This is a genomic window from Aquimarina sp. AU58 (assembly GCF_900312745.1).
Classification (GTDB): Bacteria; Bacteroidota; Bacteroidia; order Flavobacteriales; family Flavobacteriaceae; genus Aquimarina; species Aquimarina spinulae.
Genome location: NZ_OMPD01000009.1, coordinates 264,090 through 281,617, shown reverse-complemented (window position 1 = coordinate 281,617; position 17,528 = coordinate 264,090). Strand labels below are relative to the sequence as shown.

Genomic DNA, 17,528 nt, shown 5'->3' with positions numbered 1-17,528 from the left:
CTATAGTTTTATTATTGTTTAGCCCACCATAAGGGAGTATGTACAGTATCATCTCCTCCCAAATGATTGATAGCTTGTTGATATCCATTTGGTACATTATTAGGGAAATCAGAAGGATATTTTAGCCGTTGTCCATAAAAATTCACGCTATTAGTCATAAAATTACCACTATTTAATGCTGGTAAATCTGGTAATAGATTCTCAACTGCAGGATTTTCAAAAAATGGCAAGCCTAGTCTTCTGTGATCACTCCAGGCTTCTAGGGGTAACCATGGTGTTTGAGCAATATACTTTTGTGTAATAATTTTAGTTAAATGATCATTTTTCACAGTACCAGATTTATAAATTGTATTCTCTGGATAGTTAACATTAACTGATCCTGGAGTACCTGTATAACCATCGATATAGTTCATCGAGATATTCGTAGGTGGCTCTATAATATGCCCCCAACTTACAGAGGTTCCCACTCTATTATAATCCTGAGAACTCAAATATGAACTTAAATGTGAAGAAACATTTAAATGGGTAAAACTCTCACTAATCCCTTGTTCATAAGCTGCCTGGCCACTCATTGGGACGTTCCACCCCCTTATAGCAGCTTCTGCAATTAAGAAATAAGATTCCCATGAAGCAAAAAATATACGTTCGGCAGCACTATCTCTATACTTATTGGATAAACGTGGTAATGTACCCGCATATCTCAATCCATTTTTTGAACCTTTAGCTCCCCAGTCGCCAGTAGTTGGAGCATTCCAAGTAAATGCAGCGTCTATTTCAACAACAACATTGTCTGTATCATCAAGTAAGTCTCTCTTAGTTGTAGTTGCGGCATTGGACCAAGAAGGGTAAGTATTAAAATCTGGATCATCAAAATCTCCGGGGATTTTATACATCGCATACGCTCTTGGGTCTATACTGCTGTGTAATCCATCAAACCAAAAACCCGCAGAAGGATCATTAGTCATTGTTGTAAAATGATCTTCAAATTTTAATCCGATATAATTTGCTGGTTTTATATTGGTATGTTTATCTACTGGTAATAAATCTTGAGATGTTATACCCCCTAAACCTATCATTATATTGTTAAGAGTTGGAGATAAATACTGATTATTCCATTGTCTAGTCATTACTCCAGTATAAGAATTCCACCCATCTACTTCCTGAACCTCAAAATTATCTGCTAAAGATGCTATATACACATCACTCACCGCATCTTCAAACTCCTGTTGCGCTTTAGAAGGATCTACTTCAGATAATCTCATAGCCAAACGCATTCTTAATGAATTAGCATATTTCTTCCATTTGGTATAATCATATCCATAAGCAGGGTCTAGTTTTTCTAATCCACTTGGATTAATAATTGACACATCTAATTCTGCTGCGGCCTCTTTCAGCTCAGATAAAAGATAATAATACACATCTTTCACACTATTATATTCTGGATTTTCTCCTTGGAAACCCTGAATAGGGATAGGTCCAAAATTGTCACTCATTTCGCTCATGACATATGCTCTCCAAATCCTTGCAACTTGCTTTAAATTAGCAGTATATTCTTTGTCTATTCCAGAATTGGTATGAGCATCTGCTATTTTGATTCCAGAATTAATATCATTTAACCATTTAGAAACATATCTGTTATAATAGTCACTAGTCCATCCATCATTTTGAAAACCTTCAGATAATGTTCCAATTCTATCCATTCGTCCTGCATCTTTCCAATACAATACAAAAACTCGTTCTGCAATATGTGGGTCTTGTTGTGCTCCTCCAATAGAATTATTTATAAAATATTCTATCTGCACTTGATCTTCATTAGCTGCTATAGGGTCTACATTGATTTCTTCAAAATCAGAACATGAAAACATCAACAAGCTCAAAAGCAAAGCTGTTTTTTTTAATATTTTTTTCATCTGTTTAAATTTATTTTTTTCTAATTATCAGATGGAATTCACCATTGAACATTTCAGTTGGGTAGTATAACTTTATTGTTATGGTTCATTTCATAATTCCATTCAACTATATTAAATTTTTAAAAACTTACCGATACATTCAAAATTATACTACGTGTTGTTGGAGATGAAAGGCTTTCAAAACCTGTAGCATTAGTTGAGGTTGCATAAACTGATTCTGGATCAACACCATTTAAATGACTTTTAATCATCCAAACATTGTTAGCAGAAATTCCTAATGTCATCTTTTGAATTTCTATTTTTTCTAGCCATTTAGATGGAAGAGAATACCTTAAGTTTACATTTCTTAATCGAATATTCGTGGCATCATAAATATTAGCTTCACTTATCCCTAAATTACCAGATCTACCTGTAATTGCTGTCCAATAATTCTCAGGAGAAACAGCTACTGTATTTGTTGTAAAATTACCACTACCATCATCTACTACTCCATCGACCAAGATATCTTGTCTCTCTCCGTTTACTACCGTAACAGCTGCATTACCAGCTTCTTGTAGTGCTAGATTTGTTCCTGAAAAGATTTCTCCTCCTAAACGAGCATCTATCAAGAACCCAAGGGATATATTTTTATACGTAAATGTGTTGGAAAACCCAATCATTGCATCTGGTTGTTGATTTCCTAATTTGAAACTCTCTTCAGTTGCCAAAGGCAATCCATCTCCATCAACAATTATTTTACCAAAATTTGCATTAGATGGATCTTCTACTCTTCTATATTTGGTTCCCCATATTTCACCATAACCTCCTCCTTTAAATGCCAGGATCGATAAATTATCAAATCCTCCCAAACGATATTTTGTGACCTCATCTGTAAGTTCCTGTATCGTATTTTCATTGGTTGAGTAATTAAGATTTGCATCCCATGAAAACCCTTTCAGGTTATCAAGTATTTTTCCACTTATCCCTAATTCATACCCTTCATTTTGTATATCACCTGCATTAATTATTTCAGAATTAAAACCACTTAATGGATCTAGAGGAATCTCTATTAATTGATTAGTAGCATTAGATTTATACCACGCAAAATCAATAGCTAAGCGACTATTAAAAAATCGTCCTTCAAATCCAACTTCTAACGTTTTAATCAATTCATTTTTCACATCAGAATTAAATAAGACATCACCACTAGTGGCCGTTGTATTATCATTGGGATCGCTCCCTATTGTATAAAAATTATAGAGTTTATATGCATCTAGATCATTTCCTACCGAAGCATATGAAGCTCTTATTTTACTAAAATTTAACCACTCTGGTAATTCATTAAACATTTCTGTAAACACTAAAGAAGTACTGATAGATGGGTAGAAAAATGATCGATTCGCTTTGCTTAATGTAGAAGACCAATCATTACGTCCAGTTGCCTCTACAAAGAAATAACCTCCATAGTTTAATTGCAATGAACCATATAGAGAGTTAATCTTTTTTTCACTAAAAATTTGTTCTATAGTTGCATTATTTATTCCATTATTTAATGAAAATAAATTTGGAACTTCTAGATCTCCAGAATTAGAACTTAATCCACTAACTCTATTGGACATTAAGTTTCCTCCTAAAGTCAATACACCACCAAACTCTCCGACAATATTATTCTTTGAAGCAGTAAGTAAAGCACTATAATTTTTTTCTATAAATGTATTTTTCCCTAAAGAATATCTCCCGGTATTAGAAAGGGGACTACCAGAATACAATTTAGACTCTGCGTTAGTAGTATACAAATCGGCACCTGCTTTAATCTCAGCACTTAACCAGTCGGTCATTTCATACTTTAATGAGCCATTTAATAAAAAACGATCTCTTGAATCTTCACTTAAATTCTTCTCTGTTGACCAATATGGGTTTACTGCATTAGTATCCAAATACCATCTCATATTATTTGATTGATCTGTATGCATTTCAAATTCTGCAATATTTAATGATCTTGGTAATAATACCACCGTACGATAGGGGTTACTGATATTTGTTCCATTTAACGGCCTGTTTTCTGCTTTTAAGTTGGTATATTGTACTTTAACATCTGTAGTCCATTTGTTTTCTTTACCAAATTTAGATACTGCTCTTGTTAATAAGTTTAGTCTTTCTAGAGTAGCTCCCGGGATATTACTATCATCATTTAAAAAATTTATCGAAGAATAAACTGATGTTGCATCGGTAACCTGCTGCTGAAATGAAATACTATACGTCTGATTAAATCCTCCGTTATAATAATGGTCTAAATTATCATAAGCTTTTAAGGTAACTTGTTTCCCTTCCCAATCCTCTACTGATTGTCCTTCTATTTTTGGTCCCCAGCTTGAAACTGATTGATTTTCAAAAACTCCGTTTGTTCCTTGTCCGTAAGAGTTTTGAATTTCTGGTTTTAAAAATATACTTTGAAATCCTGTAGTTGCAGAAAATGTTATCCCTAGTCCTTGTTTTGATTTTCCTGTCTTCGTTGTAATTAGTATCACACCATTTCCTGCACGTGACCCGTACAACGCAGCAGCAGCCCCTCCTTTTAACACAGAAATGCTTTCTATATCTTCTGGGTTTAAATCTCCTAAACCATTTCCTAAATCCTGTGAGGGATTGAAAAAATCATTTTCGGTAGCTCCTGTAAAATTGTTCATTGGTATTCCATCAACTACAATTAATGGTTGGTTGTCTCCTGTAAGAGAGCTATTTCCTCTTAATACAATTTTTGAAGAACCTGCTGGGCCATTACTCCCTCTTACAATTTGAAGTCCGGCTACTTTACCAGAAATTGAGTTTGCCAAATTATTCTCTCTTGCTTCTAACACATCAGCACCTTTTACTTCTTGCACAGAATACCCTAGAGATTTTCTCGCTCTTTTAATTCCCAAAGCTGTAACAACAACTTCGCCCAATTGCTCAGTATCTTCAATTAATGACACCTTAATTTCGGATTGCCCATTTATAGGGATTTCCTTTTCTACAAATCCTAGAGAAGAAAATATTAATATACCCGATGGATCCGAAACTACAACAGTATAATTCCCATCAAAATCTGTTGATGTACCATTAGATGTTCCTTTTTCAATCACATTCACCCCAACTAGTGGTATCCCGTCTTCACCCGTTACAATACCAGAAACGGTTTTTTTACTTTGTGCTAATGTTACATTACTTGACAAACACAACACAATTGTTAAAAAAATCAGTAATTTATCAATCATACTATCTTCTTTTAGTTAATTTATTTCTATATCGACAGTACAAATGTTACTCTAATGTTAATTTTTTATATAAATTTTTCGATCAATGACAACTCAAAAAGGTTAGATAACATCGAATTGATTCATAAAATTTTGTAGATATTGACAAATCAATCGTTTTCAAATCATACCATTTTCATATTATAGTTTCTCATGCAGTTATTTCTATATTTAATATGATCATTATCCAATGATATAAAAACCAAATTGAATTAATACTTTTCATGTTTTATATCAAATAGTAAACTAGTTTATCTTTACTATGAAGTGATTTAAGCTTTTTTCAATTCGCTATAAAAATGCTTTTTTTCACTCAATTTTCGCGTTTTCCTTACTCTGTAGTGCTACTATGAAGTGCAAAAAACACTTTAATTAATCAAAAACAATTATTTTTCGCCAGAATCAAAAAAGTCTAAATCACTTCTATTTCAAAACAAACTGTAATCTTCCTTTGCTAATTAATTCCTGATGTGAGATAAAATAATCCTGACATTCTTTATCATTTACAATTACTGTATCTATAAAAGATACTTTTTCAGGAATAGTAGAGGTGATTACGATCTTATCATTTTTATAATATTCTTTATCTAAATGAATCGTAATTTTTTCAAATTTTGGAGTACAAAACGTATATATGGGTTGGGCTGGAGAAATTGGATATATCCCCATCATCGAAAATATAGCCCATGCAGACATAGTACCAGTATCATCATTTCCTGGTAACCCATCCGGAGTATTTTTATAATACGTTTCTAAAAGTTCATCGACTGTTTTTTGTGTTCTCCATTCTTCTCCTTTTATATAGTTAAACAAAAAAGGGTATGCTATATCTGGCTCATTGGCCATGTCGTATTGCTTATTGTCAAAAACTTTCTGTAATTGCTCTAAAAATGGTTGATCACCCCCCATAAGTTTTTTTAACCCAGAGATATCGTGTGGAACCATAAAAGTATATTGCCATGCATTTCCTTCTATAAATCCAGGGTTTTTTACAAAATTAGCCCCTGTATCAGGATTATAAGGCGCTAACCAGCTTCCATCATCATTTTTAGGTCGTAATAAATTAAATTCTTTATCAAAAAGCTTCCTATATGTTAATGACCGCTTTGAAAAACGTAAGTGATCTTCTTCTTTTCCCAGTTCTTTAGCTAGTTGCGCTATGGCAAAATCTGTAATATTGTATTCTTGTGTGGTAGATACCGATCCGCTATTAGTTGTTTTTGTGGTGAGATATCCTTTTTCGATATAGTCTTTGATACCGGGACGCAGCGGGTTATCATCCAATTGATCTGCACTTTTGAGCATAGCTTTATATGCTTTTTCAACATCAAAATCCTTAATTCCCCTGAGATAAGTATCTGCAATAATAATTCCTGCAGGATCTCCAACCATAGTTGTTGTTTCTGTTGCATTTAATTCCCACTTAGGTAGCCATCCTGTTTCATCATAAATTTGCAACATGCTCTTGATCATATCTGATTGTTGTTTTGGATATACTAGACTCATCAATTGATGTAAATTTCGATAGGTATCCCAAAGTGAAAAAACAGTATATCGCGTTCCTTCTGTTTTTAAAGTCTCCCTGGTTTTCATTTTAGGGTATTCTCCATTTACATCATTCAGAGTATTTGGATGTATAAGCGTATGATATAGGGCTGTATAGAATTTTACTTTATCCTCTTTTTTTCCTCCTTCTACTTCAATTTTTGATAAGTATTGATTCCAATTTTTCCTGGTTTCTTGTCTAATTTGATCAAAAGTTTTATCTAAAGTTTCTTTTTCCAGGTTTTCTCTGGCATTCTCAATACTTACATACGAGATTCCTACTTTCATTTCTACTTGTGTAGGAGTTTCAAAATGATACTTCATATATCCTCCAATACTATCTCCTACTACCTCTTTTGTGTATCCTTTCTTTATTCTTTCTTTTCCATTATACCCCATCCACTGTGCTTCAACTCCCTTGTATTTCTTTGGCTTTTTCCACACTCCAAATTCGTCTGCTGGTCTTGAAAATCGAGCTACAAAATACACTGGATATGCTTCTTCGGGTTTATAGTAACAAAAAGACCCTACAGCACGTATTCCTTCAATTTCTGTTGAAGATACTACTTTGATCATTCCTCCTTGCTCATTGGTAAGTCCTAATCCCAGATTGAGCATTATATTAGATTCTCCTTTTGGAAAAGTATATTTACTTATTCCTGTTCTGGTCGTAGCGGTTGTTTCTACTTTAATAGTATACTTATCCAGCATATTAGAATAATAGCCTACTTCTGCAATTTCATTAGAATACGTACTACCATATAAAGAATGATCAGTTTCAATCGCTCCTGTGGTTGGCATTGCGAGAATCACACCCAATTCAGGACATCCTACTCCGCTAAGATTTACATGACTAAAACCTGTTAAATACTTATTTTCGTGAACATAAGGTGTAGAAAACCAACGGCTATCTTTTTCTAAAGGAAGATTTTGTTTTCCTGCCACATTAAAAGGGGATACACTTGCCATTCCTCGTACTGCAATTGGCCCTGGATTAGTTGTTCCAAAGTTTGAGGTTCCGATAAACGGGTTTACATACTTTGTCACATCAATTGACAACTTTTTAGATGTATTATTTTCTTTTGTATTTTCTACTTTAGTCTTCTCTTGGCAAGAAAAAAACAATACTATAATTATTACCCATAGCTTCAAAAAATACGTCTTTTTAAAAACAATACTATTCATCTTCTCTAATCTTTATATAACGCCTTCGAGATGTAATCCATGAAGGTCTCTTTTATAATTAAAACTATTCCTTACTTAAAGAATAGGGAACTTCTTCATTTGAGTTGGCCCAATCTTTATTTGGAGTATTAGTCATTTTGAAATCTAAACGACCTCCTTGCTGAATTGCTTCATAATCCAAATAACTATTATGATATGTTTCTCCGTTTAACGAAGTCGATTGAATATAAAAATTCTCCTGATTATTTTCTGGAGCATTAATTACAAATTCATTTCCATTTTCTAATGTAATTGTAACTTTCTTAAACAATGGACTTCCTATTACATATTGGTTTACTCCCGGGGTAACCGGATAAAACCCTAAAGCACTAAAAACATACCAGGCAGAAGTTTGACCATTATCCTCATCTCCACAGTATCCATCTGGTGTTGCAGAATACAGTTTAGTTAATACTTCTCGTATTTTTTCCTGAGTTTTATACGCAGCATTAGCATAATTGTAGAGGTAAATCATATGTTGGATAGGTTGATTTCCATGAGCATAGTTTCCCATATTTACAATTTGCATTTCTCTAATTTCATGGATTGTAAACCCATAGTAGGAAGCATCGAATTCTGGCGGCATATTAAACACATGATCCAATTGTTTTTCGAATTCAGGTTTCCCTCCCATCAATTGAATCAGACCTTCTATATCATGAAAAACAGACCATGTATAATGCAAACTATTGCCCTCGGTAAAGGCATCTCCCCATTTTAAAGGGTTAAAAGGGGATTGAAAACTACCATCTTGGTTCTTACCTCTCATTAATTTAGTAGTAGGATCGAACAAATTTTTATAGTTTTTAGATCGCTCATAGAATGTTTTCGCGACCTCTTTTTTTCCTAGTTTTTCTGCCATTTTAGCAATGGTAAAATCTGCATATGCATATTCTAAGGTTCTTGCTGCATTTTCGTTGATATTAACATCATATGGGACATATCCCAATTTATTATAATAATCAATCCCTTCTCTTCCTACAGAGCGGATTTCCTTGCCATTAGATAAGGGACGCCCTTCTGATGTTGTCGCATTTTTGAGGATCGCTTCGAATAAGGTTTCTACATCCATATTAGGAATTTCTTTTAAAAATGCGTCTGCTATTATGGGTGCAGAGTTAGAACCAATCATACAATCTCTATGTCCCGGGCTAGCCCATTCGGGGAGCCACCCTGATTCTTTATAGGTATTTACTAACCCTTCCATTATCTGGCTATTCAATTCTGGATACATCATGTTGAAAAAAGGAAATACTGCTCTGAAGGTATCCCAAAATCCATTATCCGTAAACATATAACCTGGTAACACTTTCCCATTATATGGACTATAGTGTACCACCTCGTTCTTTTCATTGAATTCATAGAATTTCCTTGGAAAAAGTAACACTCTATACAAACAGGAATAAAAAGTTTTAATATGATCTAAATTATCATCTTCTATCTTAATTCTACTTAACTCTTTTTCCCAGGCCTTTTTTGCCTTTATTTGAGTCTGTTTGAATGTATCGTTTCCTATTTCCCGGTTTAAATTTAATTGTGCTTGTTCTGGACTAATAAAGGATGATGCTATTTTTACATGTATCGTTTCTCCTTTTTTAGTTTCAAAACCTATTATAGCACCCACATGCTCTCCTTCATTTTCTTTTGAATTTTCTACCAATTTCCAATCCTCTCCCCAGGTATGATTGATGTTAAAATCTTTATCAAATTCGGCCACAAAATAATTATGAAAATTATCTGGAACCCCTCCACTATTATTTCTACAATATCCTATTATCTTACGTTCTTCTGGGATAATTTTTACCATAGAACCTTTAAAAAAGGCATCCAACATAATATAGGATTGATCTGCTTTGGGGAAAGTGAATTTAAAATGTGCTGCTCTTTCGGTAGGTGCAACCTCTGCTACCACATCATAATCTGCCAAATATACCTTATAGTAATATGGTTTTACGGTTTCTGCTTTATGAGAGAACCAGGAGGCTCTTTCATCTTCTTTATACTTGAGATCTCCTGTTATGGCCATTATCGAAAATGCCGCATAATCGTTAATCCAGGGACTTGGCTGATGCGTCTGTTTTATTCCTCTTAATTTATTCTCATCATATTTATAGGTCCATCCATCGCCCATTTTTGAAGTCATGGGTGTCCAGAAATTCATTGCCCAGGGAGTAGCTATTGCGGGGTAGGTATTACCATTAGATAAGTCAAAAGCTGAGTCGGTTCCCATTAATGGGTTCACATAATCTACCAAACTTTGTGTTAGAACAGTTTCTTTACTTTCTATCTTTTCTACATTTTGTTCTTTACAGGATAGTATTGATATCACCATCAAACAACTCCATATTAGTCTACCTTTCATCTTTTACTTTTTTTATGTATTAACCCTACCTTCTATTGTTAATTTAACTCTACAGCATTTCCATGACCTCTATACAGTTTTAATTCTCCTTCTAATTCTATCTCCAAAACAGTTACATAGGTATCTAAGTTTTCTTTTTTAGGGACTTCTATTCTTACAATTCCCGGAATATTGTTCCAGGATGCTCCTCCGTTTCGAACAAAAACTAATTCTTGTTCTTTTCCGACTACTTTAATTGATTTTATTTTATTCTGAATTCCTTTTAAAGAGATATAATTTTTGGGTTCATCAAACAGGCATAAATACAATTTTGTAGTATCCTTACTTAATAGTGTGGGGCCATAAAAATGACCATATGGCAATCCTGCTTTAGTGCCAAAAACAACTTTTTTATGGGTATTAATCCAATTTCCCAGTACTTCTAATCGTTCTTCTTGTTCTTTAGGAATTGTTCCATCTGGTTTCATTCCAATATTAAGCAGTAAGTTTCCTCCTGAGGCTATCACCTCAACAAAGGTTCTTATAATCTGGGAGAAAGGCTTGTAGTTCGTATCCGAAGGAAAATACCCCCAATTATCATTCATAGTCATGCAAAATTCCCATGGGCCTTTTGGCCTCACCACAGGAATCCCTTGTTCGGGAGTACTATAATCTCCATGTGTTTTTAAGCGAGAATTTACAATGGTTTTAGGATTCCAGGATAGTAATGAATCTTTTAAAGATTGTGCTCTCCATTCTTCACTTGATTTTTCCCAATCTCCATCAAACCAATACAAATCAGGTTGATATCGATTACTTAGCTCTTTTAATTGCCCTTTATAGAATCTAACAAAACGTTCCCATCTTGTTAGGTTCTCCAATCCTTTTTGAGGGTATTCATTGTTAGTATCTGGCCTGGGAAATACAACATCATAATCTGGGTGCGACCAATCACATAAAGAATAGTATAATCCTACTTTTAATCCTTCATTTCTAAGTGCTTCTACATATGGGCCTATCAAATCTCTATTTGCAGGTGTTTTTTCTTTAACATTTAGAGTACTGTATTGGGTATCCCACAGAGAAACTCCATCATGGTGTTTGGTAGTCATTACAGAATATCTTGCTCCTATTTTTTTAAACAGTTTAGCCCATTTTACTGGATCATAATGCTTTGCTGTAAATCCATTGCCCTGCTTCATATACTCTTCATATGAGATTTTTTTGTGATATAATGACCAGGATTCTGCAATTCCATTCACGCCATAATATCCCCAGTGAATGAATACCCCTAGTTTGGCATCTTCAAACCAGGATAACCGTTCTTTTTCTGTTGGCTTTTCGTTTTGTGCAACTATCGGATTTCCGATACTCAACAAAACAAGCATGCAAATCGTTCTTATACATTTCATCTGATTCATTTTAAATATCTAATTATCAGTTAATTAAAATTTCATCTATAAATAACCAGGTATCTCCTCCTCTTGGGTTTTCTTTTAAGTTTGCTATTTTCACTTTAATGAATCTTGCTGTATGTTTTTCAACATTAATTTTAAAATCTTTTAATTCAATATTTGCATTATCAGCATAAGGTCGTTTTACTTCTCCTACTTTTTTAAAATCTTTTCTATCTATTCCTGTAAACACTTCTATTGCAACAGGAAAATATATTCCCGGGCCTTGATGTTCCATTGATCCAACAATTACCTGATTTATGGTATCTTCTTTTTTAAGATCTATGATGACTTCCATATCATCCTTTAACCATGCCTGCCATTGCCCATCCTGAAAATTTTTGGTTCCTCTTAAGGTATTTACCAATGTAGATTTTCCTGTTCCCGTATATCGATCACTATAAGGAATAGTATACACTACATTACTGGCTACTCCTTTATGAAATACAATGGTATCCTGAAATACTTTACCAATCGGTTTGTTCTCCTTAAATATTGATGCCTTAACTATTGTAGTTTGGGTTAATATAATTGGTTTCTCATATTTAACAGGAGTATCCTCTAGTCTATTATTGTTCAATACATATCGTATATCTGCATTAGTGTATTCGCTTTGTAGTGTTAATGAAACTGATTTCTTTTCTAAATTTGTTTCGACTTCTGGTCGTATTAGATACGAGCTCTTTGCATAATTAATTCCTAAAAATTCATACCGCTGAAACATATTGGTCATTCTATTTGAAAAATCATCCCAATCTTTCTGATTTTTAGCACTCCATACGGCTTCTGACAAGGCTGCTAATCTTGGGTAAATCATATACTGGGAATGTTCTTTTGTGGAGATATACTCTGACCATAAGTTTGCTTGCCCACCAAGCACATGCTCAGCTTCTTCTGCAGTCATTGAATCTACTACAGGATCAAATTGATATACTTTACTTAATGGTGTGTATCCACCTATTGCTAATGGTTCTTCATTTTGTGGCCCTTGATAATGATCAAAATAACAATGAGTTCCAGGTGTCATGACTACATCATGTCCTTGTGCTGCGGCTTCTAGTCCTCCTTTTACGCCTCTCCAACTCATCACAGTTGCATCTGGAGCTAATCCTCCTTCTAAAATCTCATCCCAACCTACTAATTTCTTACCATGAGAGTTTATAAATTTCTCCATTCGTTTTACAAAATAACTTTGTAATTCTTCTTCATTTTGTAATCCTTCTTCTGCTATTCGTTTCTGGCAGTGCTGGCATTTCTCCCAATTAGTTTTAGTCGCCTCATCTCCCCCTATATGTATATATTTTGAAGGAAATATTTCCATAACCTCGACTAATACATCTTCTAAAAAAGTAAACGTACTTTCTTTTCCTGCGCAGTATATATCTGTAATTGGCCAAACTCCTCCTGAAGGTACTCCTATTGGATTTTCAAAACATGATAAATGTGGGTATGCGGCAATCGCACTAGATATGTGAGCGGGCATTTCTATTTCGGGTATAACCTCTACATTTCTAGATTGAGCATATTTAACTATTTCTTTTAATTCTTCTTGAGTTAAAAAACCTCCATAAGTCCCTTTATCTTCTGGTTTTACAGGTAGTCTGGCATTCCAATGTAAGCTCTCCTGATCTACTCTCCATGCTCCTACCTTTGTAAGTTTTGGGTATTTTTTTATTTCTATTCGCCACCCCTGATCATCAACCAGATGCAGATGTAACACATTCATCTTATGCATAGCTAAACCATCAATTACCTCCTTGATGTATTCTTTATCAAAAAAATGACGAGAAATATCCAACATTAAGCCCCTCCACTTAAATCGGGGACCGTCTTTAATTTCTACATTCGGAATTTCCCAGGTTCTATTTTCTAATTTAGTTTTGCTGTCTATCTCGGGAGGTAGTAATTGACGTATTGTTTGTATTGCATATGAAAAACCTGATGGGCTACTTGCCGTGATTTCTATATGATTATTATCTACTTTAAGATTATATGTTTCTGGTTTTCTGGTTTTGTCAATCGTAAAGGCTACATAATTCTTTTTGGGCTGTTCTTCTGTTATTATTAAATTCCATCCTGCTACTGTTTTAAAATTATCTTTTAAGACATGAATTGGTTCTTTGGATATATCATTTGAAATAAAAAACCTAGTATTTTCATTAAATTCGAATACTCCAGGGTTGATTTTTACCATTTCTGGTTTTGGGATAATATGAATATCCTCTTCTGAATACATTTTTTTTTCATTGGTTTTACAACCTAATACTAATAGAATGGTGATGAATATTGTGAGTTGTTTCATCATAATATGGTTTTTGTGTTGATTTAATCTGAACACCTTGTTATACTTATTTTTGATAGACCCGAGCTAGTATTATCTATAAAACCACCTTCATTTCTAGTTTTCCCAAGCCATTTTAAACGCTGCATCTTCTAGTCTGTTTCCTTTCTCTATATCATTTATAGCATAATTAAAGCCTGATCTTAAGCTATAGCCTCCGTATTCTCCATTTTTATTTAAAGCTATGAATCCCACCTGAAGGTATTCCATATCTTTATGGTTCTTATGTTTATTATAGATTCGTTCTACGATTTCTTTACAAGCTTCTGCAGGAGATTTTCCCTGACGCATTAATTCTACAACCATAGCACTTCCTGCTGTACGAATAACAGCTTCTCCTAAGCCGGTCGCTGCTGCTGCTCCAACCTCATTATCCAGAAATAATCCGGCTCCAATTATTGGAGAATCTCCCACTCTTCCATGCATTTTCCAGGCTGCACCGCTGGTTGTACAAGCTCCTGATATATTTCCATCCTCATCTAAGGCCAGCATACTTATCGTATCATGGTTTTCGATATTTATTACGGGTTTATAATTAGATTTCTGTAACCATTCTTCGTACGCTTTTTTGGTTTCTGGAGTTAATAAATTTTCTTTTTCAAATCCCTGGTTTAAAGCAAATTGCAATGCTCCCTGGCCAGTTAACATAACATGGGGTGTTTCCTCCATTACTTTTCGAGCTACAGAAATAGGGTGTTTGATATGTTGCAAAAAGGATACGGCTCCGCAATTGCTATTATGATCCATTATACAAGCATCCAAAGTAACATTACCTTCTCTATCAGGAAATCCTCCTATCCCAACACTTTGATTTTTTGGATCTGCTTCTGTTACTCGCACTCCTTGTTCTACTGCATCCAATGCATTGCCTCCTTTACTTAATATTTTCCATGCCTCTTCATTGGCTGCAATACCATGATTCCAGGTCGAAATAACAATAGGTTTTATACTCTTTTTAATTTCTTTTTCTTCTTTAATCACTGTTGTTTCTCCTTCTTTTTCATTTGTGTTACAACCAAAAGTTGTTAGTATTAAAAAAAGTGATACGTAGCAATACTTAGTGTTAATTTTCATCTGTTCTTTTTTATTGTTCTTTTAATTGTCAGATGGAATTCACCATTGATCATATCGGTTGGTATTAACCTAATAATTATGGCTCATTTCATAATCAATATATTTTATTTACTTCTGGTAAGGATGAGTTTTTAAAGGCTTCATCATTTGAAGAATTACTCATTTCAAATTCGAGAAATCCTCCATTTACAATTTCTTTATGTGTTATATACATACGATCAAGTGGTTCTCCATTTAATTTTATGTTCTTAATATATGTATTCTCTTTAGATAGGTTTTTAGCCGTGATTAAAAATGTTTTCCCGTTTGATAGATGTATTTTGGTTTCTTTAAATATTGGTGCTGTAATATGATATACTCCTTGCGCCGGGTTTACAGGATAAATCCCAAGGGAACTAAATATGTACCAGGATGACATCTGTCCACAATCTTCGTTCCCGCAATGTCCATTGGGTTCATTTTTGTACTGCCCTTCTAAAATCTTATAGGTTAATTCCTGAGTTTTTGAAGGTTGATTTACGTAATTGTATAGATACGCTACATGGTGGCTTGGTTCATTACCATGTGCATATTGCCCAATCATTCCTGTACTAAAAATAGGTAGTTTATCTCCTGGTTTGGGGTCATAAGAAAACATTGAATCCAGTTTTTGGATAAATCGCTCTTTTCCTCCTGTATTTTTTATCAACCCTTCTATATGTTGAGGTACAAACCAGTAATATTGCCAGGCATTACTTTCACAATAAAAAGGTGTATATTCTTTTGGTTTAAAAGGAACTACAAATTCTCCCAGCGTGTCTTTGGGTTGAATCCAGTTATTCTTATGGTTATACAATTTTTTCCAGTTCTCAGAACGTTTCATAAAATATATATAATCCTCTTCTTTACCCAGGTCTTTTGCAAACATAGCGATACACCAGTCATCATAGGCATATTCAAGAGTTTTAGAAACAGACCAATTTTCGTGATGTTCTCCTACTGGGATATACCCTAAATTCTTATAAATATCTATTTCCCTATCCTCTACCATGGCACTTTCCTTACACGCTTTGTAAGCAAATTCGGCATCAAATTGAAAATCTTTAAAATATGCATCAACTATAACCGGAACGGCATGATACCCTATCATCATATTGGTTTCATTTCCTTGCATAGACCATACAGGTAATACTCCAGTTTCTCTATAATGAGCCAGTATAGATTGGATCATATCAGGAACTCTTTCTTGCTGAATTATTGTATATAAAGGATGTGCTGCTCTAAAGGTGTCCCATAACGAAAATGTATCATAGCGATTAAACCCTTTGGCATTTACAATAGAATCGTTAGCTCCTTTATAATTTCCGTTAGGATCACTTAATAATGTTGGGGCCAACATAGATTGATACATCATTGTATAAAAAATACTCTTCTTATCATCATCTGCAGTTGTAATTTGAATCTTTTGTAATTCACGTTCCCAAATGGCTTGTGCTTTTCTAACATAGTGATCAAAATCGAAGTCAGGAGCTTCTGTATTTATTGATTCCTGGGCTCCCTTAATACTAGCTGTAGACAATCCGGTTTTAACAATAACCTGTTCATTCTCTTCTGTGTTATAGTGTAATACAATTCTTGTATTTGCTCCTTGAACGGGAAGTGTAGTTAGTTCTTCATCTTTAAACACTTGATATGTCGTAAAAGGCTTTGAAAACTGCATTACAAAATAGACTCGTTGATCTTTTGCCCACCCAGTAGACATCCGATATCCCTGAATCGTTTTGTCATCTATTTTTTCAATATAAGTATCAGTAGGTTTATCCCAGTTTATAGCATATCCCAGATCCACATGTATTGCTGTTGCAGTATCTTTAGGAAACGTGTATCTATGTATCCCTACTCTATTGGTTGCTGTAAGTTCTGCTTTAATCCCATAATCCAATAAATCTACGGTATAATATCCTGGTGTAGCAAATTCTCTATCATGACTATATGTAGAGAATGGTTTATAGTTGTTTTCTTTTATTTTTTTTGAAAACCTGTTATTTGTGGGCATTACCAAAATATCATATAAATCTCCTGCTCCGGTCCCGGTAAGATGTGTATGAGAAAAACCACTGATTATAGAGTCTTTATAGAAGTATCCTGCAATTCTATCCCATCCGGGAATTCCTATATCCGGACTCAACTGTACCATCCCGAACGGAAGAGTTGCTCCCGGGTATGTATTGCCGGGACCATCTGTTCCTATGAATGTATTTACATAAGAAGTTAATGATTGTTCTGGTAGATTTACTGAAACCTTCTCTTGATTGCAAGACCAAAACAATAGTAAAAGAATGATATGTGAATAGAATATTTTTTTCATTTTTGGTATGAATAAGATTT

Annotated in this window: 8 protein-coding genes; all 8 read right to left on the bottom strand. The window is 34.1% G+C overall.

Annotation, left to right across the window (positions count from 1 at the left end; all coding sequences use genetic code 11):
• Positions 1–11 precede the first annotated feature (11 nt).
• Entirely contained in the window at positions 12–1,910 is a 1,899-nt protein-coding gene (locus DK441_RS07875; RefSeq protein ID WP_109098228.1) for a SusD/RagB family nutrient-binding outer membrane lipoprotein, read from the bottom strand.
• A 119-nt stretch (positions 1,911–2,029) separates the two neighbouring features.
• Positions 2,030–5,143, bottom strand: coding sequence for a SusC/RagA family TonB-linked outer membrane protein (locus tag DK441_RS07870; protein WP_109098227.1), 3,114 nt, complete (start codon positions 5,141–5,143; stop codon positions 2,030–2,032).
• Positions 5,144–5,605: 462 nt separating this feature from the next.
• The gene (locus tag DK441_RS07865) at positions 5,606–7,912 is read right to left on the bottom strand and encodes a GH92 family glycosyl hydrolase (protein WP_109098226.1); all 2,307 of its coding nucleotides are present in this window, start codon (positions 7,910–7,912) and stop codon (positions 5,606–5,608) included.
• Positions 7,913–7,976: 64 nt separating this feature from the next.
• On the bottom strand, positions 7,977–10,313 hold the full coding sequence (locus DK441_RS07860) for a GH92 family glycosyl hydrolase (protein WP_109098225.1): 2,337 nt from the start codon (positions 10,311–10,313) through the stop codon (positions 7,977–7,979).
• A gap of 38 nt (positions 10,314–10,351) precedes the next feature.
• Positions 10,352–11,704 (bottom strand): alpha-L-fucosidase, encoded by a 1,353-nt coding sequence (locus tag DK441_RS07855; RefSeq protein WP_109098592.1) that lies wholly within the window; start codon positions 11,702–11,704, stop codon positions 10,352–10,354.
• 25 nt (positions 11,705–11,729) lie between these two features.
• On the bottom strand, positions 11,730–14,051 hold the full coding sequence (locus tag DK441_RS07850; RefSeq protein WP_370444306.1) for a family 20 glycosylhydrolase: 2,322 nt from the start codon (positions 14,049–14,051) through the stop codon (positions 11,730–11,732).
• 93 nt (positions 14,052–14,144) lie between these two features.
• A complete protein-coding gene (locus tag DK441_RS07845) occupies positions 14,145–15,161 on the bottom strand; it encodes a N(4)-(beta-N-acetylglucosaminyl)-L-asparaginase (protein WP_200822836.1) in 1,017 nt (338 codons plus the stop codon).
• A 94-nt stretch (positions 15,162–15,255) separates the two neighbouring features.
• A complete protein-coding gene (locus tag DK441_RS07840; protein ID WP_109098223.1) occupies positions 15,256–17,508 on the bottom strand; it encodes a GH92 family glycosyl hydrolase in 2,253 nt (750 codons plus the stop codon).
• Between the last annotated feature and the right edge of the window lie 20 nt (positions 17,509–17,528).